Source organism: Aquimarina besae (genome assembly GCF_042434905.1).
Classification (GTDB): Bacteria; Bacteroidota; Bacteroidia; order Flavobacteriales; family Flavobacteriaceae; genus Aquimarina.
In genome coordinates, this window is record NZ_CP170199.1 from 766,216 (window position 1) to 788,259 (window position 22,044).

Consider the following 22,044-nt stretch of genomic DNA (forward strand, 5'->3'; position numbering starts at 1 on the left):
TAATTACTTCACTAAGTTAATTTCTACACGTCTGTTTTGTGCTCTACCAGCTCTTGTTTTGTTAGAAGCGATTGGTCTATCTTCTCCATAACCAACAGCAGATAATCTAAACTGATCGATTCCATTTTCAACTAAGAAGATTTTCACAGCGTTAGCTCTAGAATCAGAAAGTCTTTGATTTAATTTAGCAGCACCTTGGCTATCAGTGTGTCCTTCTACTGTAAACTTAGCAGTTGGATACTCGTTAAGAATAGCGATGATGTCATTTAATACTTTAGTAGACTGAGCTTTAATAGTTGATTTACCTGAATCAAATAATACTTGTGCAGCGTACTCATTCAAAGTTTTCTGGATTTCTTCAGTAACTTCAGGACATCCATTGTTAGCAACAGTACCTGCAACGTCTGGACAGTTATCATCTTTATCTAATACACCGTCACCGTCTTTGTCTTGGTAAGGACAACCATTGTTAGCAGCAGGACCTGCTTCGTCAGGACAACCATCTTTAGAGTCAGTGATTCCGTCACCGTCAGCATCTGGACATCCATTTAAGTTTGCTAAACCAGCAACTGTAGGACACTCATCTTTAGGATCTGCGATTCCATCACCGTCAGTATCAGGACATCCATTAAATTCTGCAGTACCAGCAACATCAGGACAATCGTCTTTAGCGTCAGTGATTCCATCACCGTCAGTATCAGGACATCCATTAAATTCTGCTAAACCAGGAACGTCAATACACTCATCGTCTTTATCAAATACACCGTCACCGTCAGTATCTTTACCACCAAAAGCGAACGTAATTCCAGCAGAATGTTGGAAGTGTGTTGGAGGATAATTGCTTGCTGCATAATCTTCGAAAACGTGCTTATACGTAGACTGTACGTTGAAAGCTAAATTTTCAGTTAACCAGAAATTAAGTCCTAAAGAACCATTTAAAGTACCAGCACCAATTTCATCAACCCAAGTATAACCACCACCTACTCCTAAGTAAGGGTCGAACCATTTTGATTTTAATGCATTTTTAAAGCTATAGCTTATTCTTGCATCTGCAGCGTAGTAAGACAAGTCATTTGCAGGTATGGTTTCACCTGTTACAGGATCTTCTCCTAATTTATCTATTTTATTTACTGTACCAGCAACGGTAAAAGTAAACCCATCTCCTATATATCTACCAACTGACAGCTTAGATACAGACGGAAGAATGTTCCAGTGGTCACTAGCGTTAAAAAACTCGTCAAAGATTTCTCCTTGAATAGGTAAATCTCCTCCGGTAGGATAAATATCAACAGCATTAACGCCAATCGATACCGCCCAAGGGTTGTTTTCATCCTGTGCATTCGCAGTACTAAACCCAAGTACTAATAACGAAGCCACTAAAAATCTGCTAAGATGTTTCATATTCAATAATTTAATTTTTAAGTGTTAATTAGAGCAAATGTAATATGTTAAAAATTACTGTCAAAGACAAAACTAATAAATTTTTCTTAATAGGCCAGTGTATATCGACCTTTGCGAAGTTTTTAAAATCCTATTTTTAAACTTTAGGCCCCCCTCAAATGTGAAAAAAATGACGTACTAAGATGATATTTAATGTAATAATTTTTTTAATTACGGTACAATTATAAGATAAAAATATTTTTTATCAGTAAATTTCTACTAGTAATTACGAAAATAGTTCTTATTTATATGTATTTTAAAGTGAGTTCACTGTTAAAATATACAAGTATTTTGTTTTTAAGTTTATATCCTATCTTCTGTAAAAGTAAGCCATACTGTTCTAGTTGAGCAGTGTGCGATGCACTGTGCTCTCCTGTTTTGTAGTCAATTATAGTTGCTAATCCATCTGGATCGATCGTAACTCGATCTGGTCTATATAAGTTACCATTTGACATAATATCTCTTTCGTTAAGGACCTTATTATTCTCAGTAAAATATATGGATAATTCCGGGTGATATAGTATCTTTTTGAGTTCGTTATACAGTATTTCCTTATCCGAAAGGTTAATTTTTCCAGTTTCAAAGGCATTTTCTATTACAATATCCAGATCCTGATACGTGTAAATGTGTGACATCAATTCGTGTATGAGATTTCCTTTTTCTATTGCCGCAGCCTGTGATGTATCCCAGAGCTTTCCTGAATTGGTAACGATATACACTTTACTCTTTTCCTTCATTGCATCGAATTTGGTAATTGTGATGTTTTTTATTTTGGAATCCGTATTTTCAATTTCCTTAAACGGTTTATAAGGAGTTCCAAAATCATACGTTAGTTGTTGCCCATTCCATCGCCCTATATGCGTAAGATAATTAATAAGCTTGCCCGAAAACTTGTTAGAATTACTTTCACCCTTACTATTTACTTCTGCTTTAGAAATAATATACAGTTGTTCTTTTGCTCTTGTTAATGCAACGTATAAAAGATTAAAAGCATCTAGCTCTAATTGAGATTGACGTTCTTCTACAATTCTGGATCCGTGCTGCCCATAATTAGATAAATCTTTATTGTAATTTATGAACACCTCTTCAAAACCAGCAAAATCCTTTTTTGATACAGGTAGCCAGGTCTTAGGTTCGATTTCTCTGTATATATCCATATTTGCAAAGGGGTAAATTACACAAGGAAATTCTAATCCTTTGGATTTATGAATGGTCATTATCCGAATTGCCTCTTCTCCCTCTGGAGCGATAATGCTAAGTTTGTCTTTTTTGTGTTCCCAGTAAGATAAAAAACCAATAATTCCTTCAGCATGTTTCTGGGTGTATCCAAATACAGTATCTAAAAGAAATTGTAGATACGCTGGTGAGGTAGCTGCAAGATGAAAACTATTTATAATATATTCTACTCCTTCATAAAACGGTTTTACATCTAATCTATCAAAATTAAATTCAATACCTAACGATTGTAACTCAGAAGAAAATACTTTTTTATCTGCAAATACAAGTTTTTTTAGAAAAGCGTGTTTATCACCTATCGAAAATTGTTCGGTTATAAAGTGTAAAACATTTGATTTTGCTATTAGCTCATCTGGATAAACAAACCAGGTAAGTACATTCATTATAAAACCAACTCTGGGGTCATTTTTAAGTAACAATGTCTCTGATGAAATAATAGGCAATCCTTTTTCAGTAAGAAAATCTGCTATAACCGCTCCTTCTTTTAGTTTTCTGGTAAGAATACATATTTCATTGAGAGGATATCCTTTTTCCTTTAGTTCAACAATAGATTCATATACTTTTTCTGGATATAGCTCATTTTCTTCAGTGGCATTTTTAGGCTCTAAAAAAGAGACTTTTACATAACCACCTTTTTTATTATTATATTCTTGGTTATTACCAAGCAAGTACAATTTCTTATGTAAATCGCTACTGAAATCGTTCGACAAAAATGTAAATAAATTATTATTGAACTTAATAATCTCTTGGCAGCTTCGATAGTTCCTTGGCAAGTTAAGCACCTCCTTTTTTACCGGAAATGGGTTAGTATTTAAACAAAGGTTGATAAATTGTTCAGCTTTTCCGCCACGCCATCTGTAAATTGCTTGTTTGGCGTCTCCTACGATCGTTAATTTTCCTTGCTTACCTGACAAAGTCTCAGATGTTAGCGCATTTTCAATCAAAGGGATAATGTTTTTCCATTGAAGCTCAGAAGTATCCTGAAATTCATCTATGAAATAATCCTTATATCGCTCTCCCAATCGTTCATAAATAAACGGAGCCGGTTGATCCCGAATAGCATCACTGATAATTTTATTAAATTCTGAAATTAACAGAATACTTCTTTCTTTTTTGATTTCAAGTAATTGTTTATGAATTATATTCAAAACAGAAAGAGGAACTAAGTTACTGATGATGTTTTTAAATAATATTAAGTTTAGTAATTCCTCTTTTGTGAAGAGAAATATCTCTTCGATCTTAGGTCGTATTCGATCTATAGCTTCCTTTTTATGAGCCTCTATTTTTGCACTATAGAAGGAAGCTGTCTCAATATTTTGTTTCCAAGCAGCTTTGAAGTCCAATGTTGTTTCACCATCCGCCATCTTTTGAAAATGATTAGGTATTGATCCGCGAGTAAAATCCTTAACATCAATTCCTTCATTTTTAATGAAATCTAAAATTTCCTCTGATCCGGAAACAATTTTCTTTTTACTTTGTGAAATCTTACCATTTAGATGAGTTTTAAAATTTTTAAAATCTTCTGTTGTCTTCTCGGATAGATTATCCAAATGTGTTCGGTCATTTTCACTAAACAAAAGTCGTGCAATTTTATTTAGTTCTATTGTAATATCCCAACTTTTATCATCTTCTAGTTTACTTAACGCAAAATCTATAATTGTTTTGGTAAGTCCTTCGTCTTCTCCAATCTTTGCTATTACTGCATCTACTGATTCTTCTATTAATGCTTCTGTATCCATTTCGATTTCGAAATTCATCGGTATCCCCAAATCACGAGCAAATGTTCGTATAACCCTATGTGTAAATGTATCTATAGTAACAATATCAAAAGCAGCATAATTATGAAGAATGTTTTTGAGAACCCTATCTGCCTTCTGTTTTATGATAGGTTCTTCTAATCCGGTTTCCGCAATAATATCCTGTAATAAAGTTTTATATTTTGAAGAAATCTCTTTCTCGCTAATACCAACAAGATTTTCTAAAACTCTTGTCTTCATTTCTGCAACCGCCTTATTGGTAAAGGTAATCGCCAAAATGTTTTTATAAGCATCTCTATACTCTCCAGTTAGTAAGGCAATTAAATACGTTTTAACCAGTGTATACGTTTTCCCGGCTCCTGCTGCCGCATTGTATATTGTAAATGGCGATTGAACTTTCAAGTTTGTTTTTTTACTAAAGTATCAAAAAAGCCTAGTTTTTGTGCAGTATTCATAATTAAAAATAAGTGGATCCTATTTTTAGTGAAAAAAGGCATTTCAAAATCTGAATTTAATTAATTTATAACAATTATTAATTTTTATTCATCGCTCTTATTCCTAAATTTGGTTTCATTTTTTTCTTATTAACTAAAAAAATAGATTATGTCTTTTGAATTACCAAAATTAAACTATGCCTTTGACGCATTAGAACCTAATATAGATGCTCGTACTATGGAAATTCATCATGATAAACATCATGCTGGATATACAAATAAACTAAACGATGCTATTTCAGGAACTGATCTGGAAGGTAAAACTATAGAAAACATTCTTATTAATCTGGATAAGACAAATAGTGCTGTTAGAAATAATGGAGGGGGATATTATAACCACAGTTTGTTCTGGGAAATTATGTCTCCTAATGGTGGTGGTGCTCCTTCTGGAGATCTTTCAGACGCCATTAATGCAGCTTTTGGTTCATTTGATGCGTTTAAAGAAGCTTTTTCTAAAGCAGCTGCAACTCAATTTGGTTCTGGATGGGCTTGGTTATGTGTTCATGAAGGAGGTAAATTAGAAGTATGTGCTACCCCTAATCAAGACAATCCGTTAATGCCAGGTGTTGGCTGCGGTGGAACTCCTATATTAGGTCTGGATGTTTGGGAACATGCATATTATCTGAATTATCAAAACCGCCGCCCGGATTATATTTCTGCATTTTTTAATGTCATTAATTGGGATGAAGTTTCTAAAAGATACGCGCAAGGAAAATAATAGCGTACAGTATTAAATAAAGTAAAAAGAGTCGTACTATGGTGCGACTCTTTTTTTATATCTTTTTTTTAGGAAATGTCATAAAATAAAAAAAGGTGGAAAGTCCACCTTTTTTTGCCCCAAATCTACCATGAACTTAACCTACTTATGCTATGGCTCTGCTAATATAATGCGTTATTTCATTGTGTAAAAATGTTTTAGATGAAAAGCTAAAATACTTGTTGAAATACACAAATTAACTGATTTTAACAACCTAAATTTTTAGTTTTTTAGTATGCACGTTCATCTTTTCCTTCGAAAAAGTTTATAAATGCTTTATTTACTACTCTGTTTCCTCCTACAGTGGGATAATCCCCTGTAAAGTACCAGTCGCCCAAGTTTTTAGGACAAGCAACATGCAAGTTGTCTACGGTTTGATAAATTATTTTTATCTCTGCATTCACCGTATCATCACTTAACAGTTCTGCAATTTTATCACTTATTTCCTGATCAGTGAATCCTTCATAAATTTCTTTTACAAAATTCTGAACCTCTTCATCTGCAAGATTTTCTTGTGCTTTACATTTCTCATATACCTGTTCTACTAAATCATAATTTCCATTCTCTTTTAGTAGTTCTAAAGATGCCTTAAAAGCAATAAGCCCTTCTAATCTTGCCATATCAATACCATAACAATCAGGATATCTAATCTGAGGTGCCGAAGAAACAACAATTATCTTTTTTGGTTTTAATCTATCGAGCATCTTTATGATACTCTTTTTTAAAGTAGTTCCTCTTACTATGCTATCATCTATAATCACAAGATTATCTTCTGGCTTTACTACTCCATAGGTAACATCGTATACGTGCGCTACCAAATCATCTCTACTACTATCTTCTGTAATAAAGGTACGTAGTTTAGCATCCTTTATTGCCAGTTTTTCTGTTCTAAGCCTGACAGATAGTATTTCTGATAAGCGCTCATCGGTTAATGATTCTTTCTCAGAAAGTATGGTTTCATTTTTTTGTTTGTTTAGCTCGTCCTGAGCTGCCTCTACCATTCCATAAAAAGAAGTTTCAGCTGTATTAGGTATAAAAGAAAATACTGTATTGACAGTGTCGTGATCAATTTCTTTTAAAACCTGTGGCATAATCAACTTGCCAAGATTCTTTCGTTCTTCATAAATTTCTGCATCACTTCCTCTGGAAAAATATATACGCTCAAAAGAACATGCTTTTCTTTCTAAAGGCTCTATAATTCTTTGTATAGATGTCTTTCCATCTTTTTTAATGATTATAGCTTTTCCAGGGTCCAATTCTATCACTTTGTCAAAAGGAACATTAAACACTGTTTGTATTACAGGTCTTTCTGAAGCGACCACAACCACTTCATCATCATGATAGTAATACGCAGGCCTTATTCCCGCAGGATCTCTAAGCACAAAAGCATCTCCGTGCCCTAACATTCCAGCCATGGCATATCCACCGTCCCAGTCTTTTGAAGATTTCTTTAGAATTTTAGCAACATTTAATCTTTCTACTATCTGCGGTGATGCATTTACCTTACTGTAGCCTTCTTTTTTAAGTTTTTTATAAAGTTTAGCAACTTCGGAATCTAAGAAATGACCAATTTTTTCCATTACAGTAACAGTATCCACATGATCCTTTGGGTGCTGACCCAATCGAACTAAATTATCAAACAGTACATCATTGTTAGTCATATTAAAGTTACCCGCTACGATTAAATTACGGTGCATCCAGTTATTTTGCCTCAAAAACGGATGAACGCTTTCTACACTATTCTTTCCAAATGTACCATAACGAACGTGCCCTAAAAGAACTTCTCCTATATATGGGATATGTTTTTTCTGTAAATCCACATCATCTGCATATTCTGGATGTTCAGTCAACTCCTTATTAATTCTATCATTAATTTGAGAAAATATATCCTGAATTGGTTGAGAATCACTTGAACGAACTCTACTTATATATCTTTCTCCAGGTGGTCTATCTAATTTAATACTTGCAAATCCAGCTCCATCCTGTCCACGATTGTGCTGCTTTTCCATCATTAAGTACATTTTATTTACTCCATAAAATGCACTTCCGTATTTCTCTTTATAATAGTCCAGTGGTTTTAGTAGTCTTATAAATGCTATTCCGCATTCATGTTTTAAGGCATCACTCATTGTATTCCAAAAATTCTATTGTTGTGTTATCGTAGGTATAATTTATAATAGCTAATTAAAAAAGCCCTAACTCAAAACGAGCAGGGCTGATTATTTATTATTATGTTAATTCAATTTCAAATTGGGTTAGTTCCCTGAACTGCTGAAGTCTTTTCTGAACTTCTTCCCGTTTTAGATTTTCCATTCTTTCTGTTCCAAATTTTTCTACACAAAAAGAAGCTAGATTGGAAGCGTGAATGATCGCTTTCTTCATATTCTCAAAAGAAAGGTCTCCTGTTTTTGTTAAATATCCGGCAAATCCTCCTGCAAAAGTGTCTCCGGCTCCGGTAGGATCAAATACTTCTTCTAATGGTAATGCAGGAGCAAAGAAAATCTGACCATTATGAAATAACAATGCTCCGTGTTCTCCCTTCTTAATCACAATATATTTGGGACCCATTTTTTCTATAGCTCTTGCAGCTTTGACTAATGAATACTCTCCACTTAACTGTCTTGCTTCTTCATCATTGATGGTTATGACATCTACCTTAGCAATAATTTTCATAAGGTCTTCTAATGCATTATCCATCCAAAAATTCATCGTATCCAAAACAGCAAGTTTTGGTTTAGATGACATTTGTTCTAGAACACTCAACTGTACCAAAGGATGTAAATTTCCTAGCATTACGATTTCTGCGTCTTTATATTCATTAGGAACTACAGGATTAAAATCAGCTAGCACATTCAACTGTGTATCTAAGGTGTCTCTAGAATTCAGATCATTATGGTATCTACCACTCCAGAAAAATGTTTTTCCTCCTTTCACAATCTCAACGGCAGAAGTGTCTATGTTCTTGTCCTGAAGCATCTTAAGATAGTCTTTTGGAAAGTCTTCTCCTACAACAGAAACTATGGCTGAATGGATATTAAAATTTGCTGCAGAAAGACCTATGTACGTTGCGGCTCCACCTAAAATCTTGTCTGTTTTGCCAAAAGGTGTTTCAATAGCATCAAAGGCTACAGTGCCTACAATCAATAATTTGCTCATAAAAATAGCGTATAATTTTTTTGCAAATATACGCTTTACTTTTGAGTAGTAAAGAGATTAATAGAAACTTACCATCTACTTAAACTGTTATGAATTTATTAGATCTTATGTTCTAAAATTTACAGATATGACCTGTTAACAAAGACCCAGTAAAATAGTCTATCCTAGCTATTTTTTAAACAAAATTATAATAAATAAAATTTAATGTTTTAGTTAATGTTATAAACACATTTCATTAAAATAGCTTAAAAAGTAGGGTTTATTCAATACAAGCTGTTTATACATAACATAATAGCAAACTCAACATAATTATGAAACAATCCAAATTAACTAAATTAGTTTTGGTCTCTTTAATTTCACTTTCCTTATTTAACTGTGAAAAAGACCATGAAGACATCCTCGACACAAATCAAGAACTGACATCAAAAACTCCTCATGTATGTATTGAAAAGTGGAACACCGATGGAAATAACTCGAAAGCAGCTAGTGTGAAGGATGTACAGTGGGAACCTGGTCAAACTATTCGTATAAAATTCTTAAATGGAAGCAACTTCGTTCAATCTAAGGTTAGGCAGTATGCTGTAGAATGGGAAAACTACGCAAACCTAAAGTTCGAATGGGTTTCTTCTAACAGCAGTGCTAACATTAAAATTGCTTTTAGAGAAGGTCAATATGCCAATGAAACCGGTTCTTGGTCTTATTTAGGAACCGATTCTAACAACCACCCTCACAGTATGCATTTTGGCTGGTTTAACGATAATACAAGTGATACTGAATTTAGGAGAACTACCATACACGAATTTGGACACGCACTTGGATTAATTCACGAACATCAAAATCCTGTAGCAGGTATCAATTGGGACAAAGAAGCGGTTTATGCATATTACGCGGGACCTCCAAATAACTGGTCAAGAGAACAAGTTGATCACAATTTATTTAGACGATATGAAGCCAATATTTCTAACTATAGTGAATATGATCCATTATCCATTATGCATTACCCTATTCCTGCAGAACACACTTTAGATGGTATAGCCGTAGGTAACAATACTCAATTATCCGCAACGGATAAATCTTTCATCGCTACTATTTATCCAGGTACCACAGCAGGTGGAGGAAACTGTGATGGAGTTTCGGAATATAATAACAATGTTTCTTATTCTGCTGGAGATAAAGTAACATACCAAGGTAACCTATACCAATTAGGAGCTAATGGAAGTTGGAGTAATCTGGGAGCATGTAGTTCTATTAATACTGACCCTTGTGCTAGTGTAGCACCATATAATGGTAATGCTTCTTATTCTACTGGAGATAAAGTAACGTACCAAGGTAATCTATACCAATTAGAAGCTAACGGAAGTTGGAGTAATCTGGGAGCCTGTGGTGCCTAATATGCCCAAACGGATAGTTGACGACAATTAATTGATTTAAATGAAAAATAAAATACCCTGAGAAAACATCTTCAGGGTATTTTAATCTCATTGCACGTACAATTAGATAAGAAGCTATACTATTTTATTACCTAAAAACCGTAATTACAAAATGCTTTAACCTTACTTTTTTTATTAAAAACTTGCATTCCTATTAAATTTTTGTTAATTTTATGAAATATTTAACAAAACTCAACTATTATGAAAAAAAGTAAGCTAGCTAGACTTGCCCTGGCTACCCTAGTTTCGTTTTCTCTTACAAATTGTGAAAAGGATACAGAAGATGTGTTAGAATCGAATCAGATTGATCATGCAAAAGTTGCTCATGTATGTATAGCAAAATGGGATTCGCCCTATGGAGCAAAAGCAACCAGTGTTAAGGATGTACAATGGGATCCTGGTCAAACGATTCGTATAAAATTTTTAAATGGAAGCAGCTTTGTTCAATCTAAAGTTAGACAATATGCAGCAGAATGGGAAAATTACGCTAATCTAAAATTTCAATGGGTTTCTTCTAATAGCAGTGCGAATATTAAAATTGCTTTTAGAGAAGGTCAATATGCAAATGAAACCGGTTCATGGTCCTATTTAGGAACTGATTCTAATGATTATGCACATAGTATGCATTTTGGATGGTTTAATGATAATACCACTGATTCAGAATTTAGAAGAACTACTATTCACGAATTCGGACATGCGCTTGGTTTAATTCACGAACACCAAAATCCAGTAGCAGGAATCAACTGGGACAAAGAGGCTGTTTATGCATATTATGCGGGACCACCAAATAATTGGACAAGAGCACAGGTTGACAACAACCTTTTTAGACGTTATGAAGCTAGTATAACTAATTATAGTCAATACGATCCTTTATCAATTATGCACTATCCTATTCCTGCAGAGCATACGTTAGATGGCGTTGGAGTAGGTTCTAATAGTCAGTTATCTGCAACCGACAAAGAATTTATTGGTTCTATTTATCCTTTTCCTGATACTAGTGGTGATCCATGTGCTGGTGTAGCACCATATAGTGGTAGTACATCATATTCTGTTGGAGATCAAGTTACTTACAATGGAGATTTATATCAAAGAACTTCTACAGGATGGAGCAATCTAGGAGCTTGTGGCCCTGTTAGTACTGACCCATGTGATGGTGTAGCATCATATAATGGTAGCACTTCTTATTCTGTTGGAGATCAAGTTACTTATAACGGAACATTATATCAGAGAACTGCCTCTGGATGGAGTAATCTAGGTGCTTGCGGTGCTTAAAAAAGTAATAAATTAAAATTAGATAGATTAAAAATGCCTTGGACTAAAGCCAGGGCATTTTTTTGTAAACAATATCGTCATCTTAGTATGAAGCACAATTTTATTTCCTGCCAAAATCCGCCGGGATTTCCCCCCAGGCTTTGGTTTCCCATTTAACTATTTTAGTAGTGTATTTATTCTCCTTGAGCCAAATGATTGCCCGATCTACAAGATCAAACATTTCTTTGTTTTTGGGGTTGCGCTGTAGTTTGGTTTTGCAGTTTTTTTGTCTAACCCAACCCATAGCAATTTTAGAATCTGTATATAAAATTCTATCGCTACCTTTCTTTTTTAGATACGCTAATCCGTGCACCAAAGCTAAAAATTCACCTATATTATTGGTTCCTTGCGGAAAAGGCCCTTGATGAAAAAGCTGTTTTTCTGTCTGGGTATCTACACCTCTATATTCCATTTTACCCGGATTTCCACTAGAAGCTGCATCTACAGCGATAGAATATAAATTAGGTTCTCCTATTTTTTCTAATTGTTCTTTGGTAAGAGAAGGTTTTGATTTACTTTTTCCTTTATAATCTTCATAATCTCCATTATAGGCTTTCTTTGCTACATCAAAAGATTCAAAAGACTTATATTTTGCGTTCGCATATCCTTTTACTGCTGCATTGCAATCATCCCATTTGGTATAAATTCCCGGTCTGTGACCTTCCCAGACAACATAAAATTTTTCCTTTTTAGCCATTCTTATTAGTTAATCGTTTATCGTTGGTATTGATCTATGTATGGTTTTGCGTTAGGGATAGTAGCGGCATCCTTTTTATGTGTGCCCTGAGGCTCTCGAAGGGTACACATAAAAAGATATAGCGTATAGCCCGCTCGAACGCCCTAATAATTCTCACTGTTCAACCTCGCAAAAACTCACTTACTTTCTCAAATCTCATCTCTCAATCCCAATACTTTTTCTATAACGACAGGAAAATGTTTATATTCTAATTCATGAATAGCCTTTGCAACATCGTCTGCAGCGTCATCATCAAAGACTTGTGTTTTTGCCTGAAATATAATGGCTCCTTCATCGTAATGTTCGTTCACATAATGGATGGTAATGCCCGTTTCTTTTTCCTTATTACGCACCACAGCTTCGTGAACATTCATTCCGTACATTCCTTTCCCACCATATTTCGGTAGCAATGCAGGATGTACATTAATTACTTTGTCAGGAAAAGCATCAATGATCTTTTTAGGGAAAATCCATAAGAATCCAGCCAAAACTATGATATCTGGTTGTGCATCTTTCAAAATATTTAATACATCGTTAGAGTGATAAAAAGATTCCTTATCAAAGTGTAAAGCCTTTACTTTCAAGTCATGAGCACGTTTTAAAACTTTGGCACGCAGGTTGTTAGAGAACACGTGTGTTACCTCTGCATTTTTTCGTTTTTGAAAGTATTTGATTATATTTTCGGCGTTGGTACCAGAACCGGAAGCAAAAATTATGATACGCTTCATAGATAGAGTTGTTAATTTAGAGAGCACAAAAAAAATAATTATTATCCATTTTTAGGCAGCAAAAAGCCAATACTTCCATATATTTGATAAAATACAAATACATTTTTAGAGGATTGTGGGGTTTTAAAATAAAGTTTTTTATTTTTGCGACCTAATTAAAAAATTAAAATTAAACATTATGTCAGACATTGCATCAAGAGTAAAAGCGATAATCGTTGACAAATTAGGAGTAGACGAAAATGAGGTTGTAACTGAAGCTAGCTTCACAAATGACCTAGGCGCTGATTCGTTAGACACTGTAGAATTGATTATGGAATTCGAAAAAGAATTCGATATTCAGATTCCAGATGATCAAGCTGAAAACATTGCAACAGTTGGTCAAGCAATATCTTATATTGAAGACGCAAAGTAATAACTTCACAACACAATATGAATCTTAAGCGAGTTGTAGTCACAGGACTAGGGGCATTAACGCCCATCGGTAACAATATTGAAGAATATTGGGATGGATTAGCAAATGGAAAGAGCGGTTGCGCTCCCATTACTTATTTTGACACCGAACATTTCAAGACTAAATTTGCTTGCGAAGTCAAAAATTATAATCCCGAAGACTTTTTTGATAGAAAAGAAGCACGTAAACTTGATAAATTTGCGCAGTATGCCATTGTCTCTTCAGAAGAAGCAATAAAAGATGCTGGATTCGACCTTGAAAAGGTAGACAAATTTAGAGTTGGTGTAATCTGGGGTGCTGGTATCGGTGGATTAGAAACTTTTCAGGAAGAAGTAATTGGTTATGCCAATGGGAATGGAACACCACGTTTCAATCCATTCTTTATTCCTAAAATGATCGCAGATATCGCTCCTGGTCATATTTCTATAAGAAATGGTTTTATGGGACCTAACTATACCACGGTTTCCGCTTGTGCTTCATCAGCTAATTCTATGATTGACGCGCTAAACTACATACGTTTAGGGCATTGTGATATCATTGTTACCGGAGGAAGTGAAGCAGCAGTAACCATTGCTGGTATGGGTGGATTTAATGCAATGCATGCCTTATCTACAAGAAATGAAAGTCCGGAATCCGCTTCCAGACCTTTTGATGCAACCAGAGATGGTTTTGTATTAGGAGAAGGTGGTGGAGCCCTTATTCTTGAAGAATATGAACATGCGAAAGCTCGCGGTGCTAAAATCTATGCTGAAGTTGTCGGAGGCGGAATGTCTAGTGATGCATATCACATGACGGCCCCACATCCAGATGGGATAGGTGTAGAACGTGTAATGCTTAACTGTTTAAAAGATGCAGGTGTAGCTCCAGAACAAGTAGACGCTATAAACACTCATGGAACATCTACGCCATTAGGAGATGTTGCAGAATTGAAAGCAATTACCAAAGTTTTTGGAGATCACGCACCTAACATTAATATAAATTCAACAAAATCTATGACGGGACACCTGCTAGGTGCTGCAGGAGCCATTGAAGCTATTGCTTCTATCTTGGCGATGCAGCATAGTTTAGTGCCCCCTACAATTAACCACACTACAGTGGATGAAAACATAGATCCAACGTTAAATTTGACTTTAAACAAAGCTCAGAAACGTGATATTACGTACGCGATGAGTAACACATTTGGCTTCGGAGGTCATAATGCTTGTGTATTATTTAAGAAACTAGACGAATAATAATGAGTGTTATTCGCAACATATTAAATTCCCGCTCTGAAAAGAACGGGAATTTTTTTTCCAAAATTCAAAATATTCTTGGGTTTAAACCAAAGAGTATTGCTCCTTACGAAAAAGCTTTTACGCATAGATCTCTTAATCTAAAGGATAAAAAAGGAAATGCCGTTAATTACGAAAGATTGGAATTTCTTGGTGATGCTATGCTAAGCAGCGTTATTGCTGCGCATTTGTTTAAAGAAGTTCCTGAGGGTAACGAAGGATATCTTACCAAAATGCGTGCTAAGGTAGTTAGTAGAAAGCATTTAAACGAACTAGGAAAAGATCTAAAGTTGATTGATCTGGTTCGCACCAACATCCCAAAATCTCAATTTGGGATCAATATCCACGGAAACTTATTTGAAGCTCTCATAGGAGCAATATATCTGGACAGAGGTTTTGTTTATTGTGAACGCTTTATACACGAGGCAGTTATCAATCCATACGTTGATATAGATAGTTTAGAAGGACAGATTATTAGTTACAAAAGTTTATTAATAGAATGGTGTCAGAAAGTGAAAAAGAACTTTAATTATGAAATCTATGAGGATACTGGAAAAGACGAAATGAAGCATTTTGCGGTAAAACTTTGGATTGATGAAAAGGTAGTAGCAAAAGCAAGAGCAACATCAAAGAAAAAGGCAGAAGAAAAGGCATCGAAAAGAGCTTATTTCGCTTTTCAGTCAAAAATAAATTTCCCATAAATCATCAACCTTCTTTTATATCTACTCTAAAAAGGTGTTAATAGATTGAAAAATTGTTAATTTCTTGGCTCTTTGGTTTTAGCTGTCCTAAAAGATACTAACTCAATCGTTTTCGTATAATATCTTTATGTTTTATTAAACTTCTAAGGAGATTTTATTTGTATATTTCTCGATAATTCTGGAAAAATGTAATTTCTGATGGCGATCCAAAGGTTAGTTTTAGACACTATAATGGATGATGATTATGACCTCATTGCCATTCATTGTTCATTAGCATCTTATCGATTGGCTTTTGTGTTAAACAAATATGTAGATCTTAGACTTTTCAGAAAAAAACAAGATATAAAATGTGAATATGATACCTATTCAGCAAGTTTTCCGCTGTTTCAGTATCACGATCATTTCCAATATAATACGTATAGTCTTTTGGGAAATAAGTATAGGACAAAAACTGAAAACATGCCTTCACCGTCTGCCAGTTTATTTGCAGAAGAAGAAGATAGTTATGTTACCAGACATTTAATCCCAGAATTGAAAAATGTGGATTATTTCCTGAAGATAGAGACTGAAACTTCTCAATTTTCTGGTAAATCCTTAACTGCAAAGTTGCTAGCTATTCCACAAATCATTACAGCGTATGTTGTAGATTATACGCAGCTTAAATCAAAGAATAATTTAATATTTGAATAATGCCTAAAACCAAAAAAACTAAAATAGTGGCGACACTTGGCCCTGCTACCAGTACCAAAGAAGTGCTGAAGAATATGCTCGATGCAGGTGTAAATGTTTTTAGAATTAACTTTTCTCACGCAGACTATGAAGATGTTAAAGAGCGTGTAAAAATGATACGTGATTTAAGTGAAACGCACGGTTACAATGCGGCTATTTTAGCAGATTTGCAAGGGCCAAAATTAAGAGTTGGTGTGATGAAAGGGGATATTATTGTCAATGACGGGGATCTTATTAATTTTGTTACCGGTAAACCTTTTGAAGGTACATCAGAAAAAGTATACATGAACTACACTAATTTTCCAAAAGATGTAAAATCAGGAGAACGGGTTTTACTCGATGATGGAAAGTTAATTTTTGAAGTGGTTTCATCTAATAATAAAGATACGGTTAAGGCCAAAGTAATTCAAGGAGGACCTCTGCGATCAAAAAAAGGGGTGAATCTTCCAAATACTAATATTTCTTTACCCGCACTTACAGAAAAAGACGTGAAGGATGCAATTTTTGCTTGTAGCTTACAAGTGGACTGGATCGCATTGTCTTTTGTTCGTCACGCACAGGATCTTATTGGATTACAGGATTTGATCAAGGAGCATAGTGAACATAAAATCCCGATCGTTGCGAAAATCGAAAAACCGGAAGGTGTAGAAAATATCGATAAAATTGTTGCGTATTGTGATGGTTTAATGGTAGCCAGAGGAGACCTTGGAGTAGAAATTCCTGCCCAGGAAGTACCACTCATCCAAAAGAAACTGGTTTTAAAAGCTAAAACAGCCAGAATACCTGTGATTATAGCTACACAAATGATGGAAACTATGATCGACAGTTTAACACCTACTCGTGCAGAGGTTAATGATGTAGCCAACTCAGTAATGGACGGAGCCGATGCCGTGATGCTATCTGGAGAAACCTCTGTAGGTAAATATCCTGTGCAGGTTATTGAAACCATGACCAAAATAATTAATAGTGTAGAGAATTCTGATTTGATAAAGGTTCCCCAAAATCCTCCTCATATCAGAACGAATCGGTTTATTACAAAATCAATTTGTTATCACGCTGCTCATATGGCCAATGATATCAATGCTAAAGCTATTTGTACTTTAACCAATAGTGGATATACGGCTTTTCAAATATCAGCTTGGAGACCGGGAGCACATATTTTAGTTTTTACCAGTAATAAAAGAATTCTTTCGCAGCTTAGTCTTCTCTGGGGTGTTAAGGCATTTTATTATGACAAATACGTTAGTACCGACCAAACCGTGGAAGACGTTAATAATCTCGCACTAGAACGTGGGTTTGTAGAAAAAGGTGATATGTTGATTAACCTTGCTGCTATGCCCGTAGCCGAAAAAGGAATGGTTAACACCTTAAGAGTTTCACTAACATAAACATTTATTTATCAAAATATTGACAAAACAGCAGGCCGGATTTTATCTGGCCTTTTTTGAATATTCAAAATTCGATCGTAAATGTACTCCCAACTTGAACTTCACTCTCTATAGAGATGGTACCTCCCATAGATTCAACCTGGTTTTTTGTTAAGAACAATCCGATGCCCACTGCATCTTCATTGTAGTGAAAAGTCTTGTACATACCGAACACTTTATCTTTAAAAAGTGTCAAATCAATTCCTCTTCCATTATCTGAAACTTTTAGATACTTCTTGTCTTTGTCTATGTAGGATTTGATATTAATGATGGGATCCCTGTCTGAATGTTTGTACTTTATAGCATTGGTAATTAAATTTAATAATATACTTTCCAAATAGGCAGGTATATAACGAATCTCTTCTAGTGCTGTGAAATCCGAACGTATTTGGCAATTGCTATTACTAACCATATGACTAATCCCATTCACAACCAGATGTAAAGCATCTTTAAATTTTACCGGAATTTTTTGTTGTTTATTGTTGGTTTGTATGGTTACAACTTCATTAAGATGTTCTATTGTGGTATTTAAGTTGTCAGAAATTGTCTTTACCTCATTTATAAGTTCTTCTTTTTCTTGTGGATCATTAACATCTTCTATAAGCTGAACTAAAAGCGACAAATTACTGGTGTGTGATCTAAGATTATGAGATACGATATGTGCAAAATTGAACAGTCTGGAGTTTTGAGCTGCAATAATATCTACTGATTTTTGTAACCTAATTTCTTTTCTTTTAAGATCATCAATATCCTGAAAAACACCTCTGATCCCTATAATCTCCTTAGCTTCATTATATATGGGTTTTCCGATTGCTCGAGCCCAAAACTCTCTGTTGTTTGCAGTCACCATTTTTATTTCGGTATTAAATGGTGTGCCTATCATGGCGCAATTCAAAAAACAATCTACGGCCAGTTGCCTACAATCTTCTGCGTAATAATTTGCTGAATGTTTTAAAGAGGGCTTATAATCCTCCGGATACTCTAATATTCTGTAGGTTTCGAAATCCCAATAACTTTCTTTTTTTTGGAAATCTACATGCCAACTGCCTGTAGAAGTCATTTGAGCTGTCTCTTGATAGTAGAAATTATCTTTTTTGAGTGTTCCTTCTTGATCATGCTTTATTTCGAAGAAAAACAGAAAATATCCTTCTATTTTGATATTTACCCGCAATTCATCATTGGTTGCGCATCGAAACAATTGATACTCTCCATTTTTTTTAAGTATCCTAATATGTTGCTTAAAGTTTAAACCATTTATACGATAATTGAGGAAATTATCTCTAAAAACATCTACATCATCTTTATGAACAAGCTCGTCTAAAAAATAATCTAAATTGGATGGAATGTCCTTTTTTGTATATCCCAGATTCTCATAGAACTTATCAGACCAATCCTCTTTGTAAGGGTTTTTGTGTAACTGCCAGTAACCTGTATTGAAGTCTTGCAGAACATTACTATAGAGTTCATTCTTAAGCATTTAAAGTTGGTTAAAATAAATGATTCTAACAATATAAGAATTTCTAATTGTTTTCCTCAATTCTGTCTAACCTTATAGAAAGTGCTTTTGTAGAAATCTGAACCTCAACAAATGACAAACACAGCGAAATCATTAGTGCAAACAAACTTATTCCAAATATTAAATTTGCTAGACCATTTTCCTCAACATATAACAAAAACATAGTGATTACGCTGGTAAGAAAACTTACAATTGCAATTGCTTGCATGTTTCTTATCAACCATAATCGCTTTCTTAAGTTTTTGATTTGCAACACTGTGTTTTTTGATGGCGTATTCAAATACTCCTTATGCAATTGACGTATTAAGCCAGCAATCGCCAAATATCTTGCATTATATGCCAACATAGTCAATGATATTGCAGGAAAAAGCAATGCCGGAATGCTCATAGTAAGTGTCATAGAAAACTTTTTATGAACACTAATTTACTGTAAAACTTATACTTTGATTCCTTTCCTACTAATAAATAATGTATTAATTATTTTTCATAATCTTTAGATTCTAAAGTAAAGTAGTGAACAAGGCAAGCTTGTTCACTACTACAAATCCTAAATAATAAAAAGTATATGCCAGGGGTTATTCTGAAATATTAAAGAGTGTCATTATTTCTTTGTAACCCATATTTGCCAAATCTTCAGTCGAACGTGCATTATTCAAGGCCACTCCTCCTGGAATGATAATGTATCTGAAAACATTATTTAAGAAAGGTTCGCCAATATTATTGCTATCTATTCCTTCTACACCGATATTCAGTGTTCCAGGGTTAATAACTCTAAAGAAATAGCTTTCATTTAAAGATCCATAAAATGTAACCGGTACCTGATAAACTGTATTGGTTGTACTCCTGGCATATACTAGAATAGTACCTGTATCCAGAATTTCTTGTGTGATTTCTGGAGCGTCGATATTAAATGCATCGAAACCATCAGTAATGTTGTTCTCAAATCCTGAGTCTATCCAATCAGAATACATTACGTTAGCTGTTCCGGGTTCTCCTTGCTCGCCTTGCGGGCCTTGTTCCCCCTGTTCTCCTTGTGGTCCAATAGCTCCATCTTCTCCTTCGCAAGAAAATATAACTGTAGATAAAACTACTACAGTAATAAGCCTCACTAAATTTGTCATTGTGTTCATTTTTTTACGATTTAAAAATTAATACAACAAACCTAGAAATTGGCCGTAATGAAAATGTCCGAAAAATTTGAATTTCAAAGAATCCGGACAGTATTTAAGTGGATTCCCTATATTCTTTGGGTGAAATACCTGTGTGTTTTTTAAAAGCGCTATAAAAAGTAGATTTAGAATTAAAGCCAGCCTCTAAACCAATAGCTAATACCGTGTAATTTGCAAATTCGGGGTTTTTTAGTTTAGACTTGGCGTCTTCAACACGAAAACTATTTACGTAATCCGAAAAATTTGTTCCGCTTAATTTATTAATCATTTGAGATAAATAATTACTGCTGATTTTAAGCATTTTGGATATACTTTCCAGTCCCAAACTAGAATCCCTGTATATCTTTGCTTCTTTCATCAAAAAATGAAGTTCTTTAAAATACAAATTGTCATTGGTGATGTTTGTTGTATTCTTGATATTAATCTGTGCCAGTTTTTTGGCCGTCAGTTTAGCAATGAGTTGAAACAACAGGATATGATGTTCATTAAAAAAACCTTCTTGTGAGTGTTCAGAATCTAATACTCCGATCACCTTATCATCAATCATTATCGGAACCGCTAATTCTGATTTTCTACTAATATCATCCACAACATATCGCTCATCATACGTAACATCATAAACACATTCGTATTCTCCAGACTCGGCAACCTGTCCAACAATACCTTCTCCCATAGAAATTTCTATCGGACTTAGTATACTTCGCTCGCCAAGGTTTTTATTACCAAAAGCCGCTTTCTGAACAAGCACATTTTTTACATCGTCTACAATATATATAATACAATCTTCTAATTGTAAATATGCTATGCAATTCTCTACAATATCCCATAACACATCTTCAAGTTTATTTTTGTCGAATAAAGAAGTAGAAAAATAGCTGAGTATGCCTGTAATCTGAGATGGTTTGTCGTAATGAATTAACTCTAACTCTTCTTCAGAAAACATATGATTCAGTCCGGACATTCTGAAATTTTCAATAGCTTTTTGAACAGCATCTCCCTCGGATTCTTTTCTTTCTGCCACTTCATTAAGATGTTTTGAACCTAAATATAAAAAGGTAAAGTAAAACAATACGTATAAGATCCAGTAGGGATAGTATGGGAAATGTCCACTGATATCTTCTCTGATAAAAAACAGTATAATAGTTAATAACCAAATGATATTAAACGTAATAAAAACAGCAACAATCGTCTTGATCCAATGTGTCTTTTTCTTTACCTGATTAAAAGATAATCTGCCTATGGTGCTTTCATATTTATGAATGATCATCAGGTTCCAAATACTAAGAATAATATTAAAAGTGAGTGCAGAGTTCTCATCAACTTCAGTGTGAATTATGGTAAAAACTTCTTTAGAAATCCAGGCATAATCCAAAAATACGTTGATTTTGAGTATGGTATATAGCACGAAAAAACCTATAAATGGCAGGAATAAGTAATTTCTATTGCTATCGTAGATTGCTTCCTTTTTTAAGTAATAGCAAATAAACGCTGTAAAATAAACCGGTGCCAAAAATTGAAAAGGAATAAAAAATGCTAGTATCCAGGAGTGGGTTTTATGAAACCCAAAATCCATTAGCAATACTTGTATGATTACAAGATTAGAGGTTGCTAAAAAACCATAAAAAAACCGATACGTTTTATCTTTTTTCCAATACACAAAGAGCTTCCACAATGCGATGACAACAAGCGTCAGGCATCCTAGAAAGATCACCGTATTGTATGGGTTGATTTTCAT

At 34.4% G+C, this 22,044-nt stretch carries 18 protein-coding genes; 8 read left to right on the plus strand and 10 right to left on the minus strand.

Going from position 1 to position 22,044, the window contains the following annotated elements:
- Positions 1-3 precede the first annotated feature (3 nt).
- Positions 4-1,401 (minus strand): OmpA family protein, encoded by a 1,398-nt coding sequence (locus ACE94K_RS03360; RefSeq protein ID WP_378179929.1) that lies wholly within the window; start codon positions 1,399-1,401, stop codon positions 4-6.
- 284 nt (positions 1,402-1,685) lie between these two features.
- Positions 1,686-4,835 carry a UvrD-helicase domain-containing protein gene (locus tag ACE94K_RS03365; RefSeq protein WP_378179932.1) on the minus strand — a complete coding sequence of 1,050 codons (3,150 nt, stop codon included), beginning with the start codon at positions 4,833-4,835 and terminating at the stop codon, positions 1,686-1,688.
- A 201-nt stretch (positions 4,836-5,036) separates the two neighbouring features.
- On the opposite strand from ACE94K_RS03365, the gene ACE94K_RS03370 reads away from it, so the two are divergent.
- Entirely contained in the window at positions 5,037-5,645 is a 609-nt protein-coding gene (locus ACE94K_RS03370; RefSeq protein ID WP_378179935.1) for a superoxide dismutase, read from the plus strand.
- Between the two features lie 269 nt (positions 5,646-5,914).
- On the opposite strand, the gene ACE94K_RS03375 is transcribed toward ACE94K_RS03370, so the two are convergent.
- Positions 5,915-7,813: an amidophosphoribosyltransferase gene (locus tag ACE94K_RS03375; protein ID WP_378179939.1), complete on the minus strand. Its 1,899-nt coding sequence runs from the start codon at positions 7,811-7,813 to the stop codon at positions 5,915-5,917.
- A 100-nt stretch (positions 7,814-7,913) separates the two neighbouring features.
- Positions 7,914-8,840 (minus strand): PfkB family carbohydrate kinase, encoded by a 927-nt coding sequence (locus tag ACE94K_RS03380; protein WP_378179942.1) that lies wholly within the window; start codon positions 8,838-8,840, stop codon positions 7,914-7,916.
- Positions 8,841-9,151: 311 nt separating this feature from the next.
- Between ACE94K_RS03380 and ACE94K_RS03385 the strand changes: the two genes are divergently transcribed.
- Both ACE94K_RS03385 and ACE94K_RS03390 read left to right on the plus strand, forming a co-directional pair.
- The gene (locus ACE94K_RS03385) at positions 9,152-10,231 is read left to right on the plus strand and encodes a matrixin family metalloprotease (protein WP_378179945.1); all 1,080 of its coding nucleotides are present in this window, start codon (positions 9,152-9,154) and stop codon (positions 10,229-10,231) included.
- A gap of 240 nt (positions 10,232-10,471) precedes the next feature.
- The gene (locus ACE94K_RS03390; protein ID WP_378179949.1) at positions 10,472-11,542 is read left to right on the plus strand and encodes a matrixin family metalloprotease; all 1,071 of its coding nucleotides are present in this window, start codon (positions 10,472-10,474) and stop codon (positions 11,540-11,542) included.
- A gap of 100 nt (positions 11,543-11,642) precedes the next feature.
- Here ACE94K_RS03390 and ACE94K_RS03395 read toward each other — a convergent pair whose 3' ends face one another.
- Positions 11,643-12,278 (minus strand): viroplasmin family protein, encoded by a 636-nt coding sequence (locus tag ACE94K_RS03395; RefSeq protein ID WP_378179954.1) that lies wholly within the window; start codon positions 12,276-12,278, stop codon positions 11,643-11,645.
- A 188-nt stretch (positions 12,279-12,466) separates the two neighbouring features.
- Positions 12,467-13,045, minus strand: coding sequence for a phosphoribosylglycinamide formyltransferase (purN, locus tag ACE94K_RS03400; RefSeq protein ID WP_378179957.1), 579 nt, complete (start codon positions 13,043-13,045; stop codon positions 12,467-12,469).
- A 178-nt stretch (positions 13,046-13,223) separates the two neighbouring features.
- Between purN and ACE94K_RS03405 the strand changes: the two genes are divergently transcribed.
- The 5 genes from ACE94K_RS03405 to pyk all read left to right on the plus strand — a co-directional run bounded on the left by ACE94K_RS03405 (position 13,224) and on the right by pyk (position 17,585).
- A complete protein-coding gene (locus ACE94K_RS03405; RefSeq protein ID WP_027394586.1) occupies positions 13,224-13,457 on the plus strand; it encodes an acyl carrier protein in 234 nt (77 codons plus the stop codon).
- A 17-nt stretch (positions 13,458-13,474) separates the two neighbouring features.
- Positions 13,475-14,728: a beta-ketoacyl-ACP synthase II gene (fabF, locus tag ACE94K_RS03410; RefSeq protein ID WP_378179961.1), complete on the plus strand. Its 1,254-nt coding sequence runs from the start codon at positions 13,475-13,477 to the stop codon at positions 14,726-14,728.
- 2 nt (positions 14,729-14,730) lie between these two features.
- Positions 14,731-15,468: a ribonuclease III gene (gene rnc, locus ACE94K_RS03415; protein WP_378179964.1), complete on the plus strand. Its 738-nt coding sequence runs from the start codon at positions 14,731-14,733 to the stop codon at positions 15,466-15,468.
- Between the two features lie 198 nt (positions 15,469-15,666).
- Complete coding sequence (locus tag ACE94K_RS03420; protein ID WP_378179967.1) at positions 15,667-16,158, plus strand: IPExxxVDY family protein; 492 nt, start codon at positions 15,667-15,669, stop codon at positions 16,156-16,158.
- Complete coding sequence (pyk, locus tag ACE94K_RS03425) at positions 16,158-17,585, plus strand: pyruvate kinase (RefSeq protein ID WP_378179970.1); 1,428 nt, start codon at positions 16,158-16,160, stop codon at positions 17,583-17,585. Before ACE94K_RS03420 ends, pyk begins: the two co-directional genes overlap by 1 nt.
- Before the next feature lie 64 nt (positions 17,586-17,649).
- Here pyk and ACE94K_RS03430 read toward each other — a convergent pair whose 3' ends face one another.
- The 4 genes from ACE94K_RS03430 to ACE94K_RS03445 form a co-directional block, all read right to left on the minus strand.
- The gene (locus ACE94K_RS03430) at positions 17,650-19,101 is read right to left on the minus strand and encodes a PAS domain-containing protein (protein WP_378179973.1); all 1,452 of its coding nucleotides are present in this window, start codon (positions 19,099-19,101) and stop codon (positions 17,650-17,652) included.
- 43 nt (positions 19,102-19,144) lie between these two features.
- Entirely contained in the window at positions 19,145-19,540 is a 396-nt protein-coding gene (locus ACE94K_RS03435; RefSeq protein ID WP_378179977.1) for a DUF2721 domain-containing protein, read from the minus strand.
- A 175-nt stretch (positions 19,541-19,715) separates the two neighbouring features.
- Positions 19,716-20,270 (minus strand): hypothetical protein, encoded by a 555-nt coding sequence (locus tag ACE94K_RS03440; RefSeq protein ID WP_378179980.1) that lies wholly within the window; start codon positions 20,268-20,270, stop codon positions 19,716-19,718.
- Between the two features lie 94 nt (positions 20,271-20,364).
- Complete coding sequence (locus ACE94K_RS03445; RefSeq protein ID WP_378179983.1) at positions 20,365-22,044, minus strand: helix-turn-helix domain-containing protein; 1,680 nt, start codon at positions 22,042-22,044, stop codon at positions 20,365-20,367.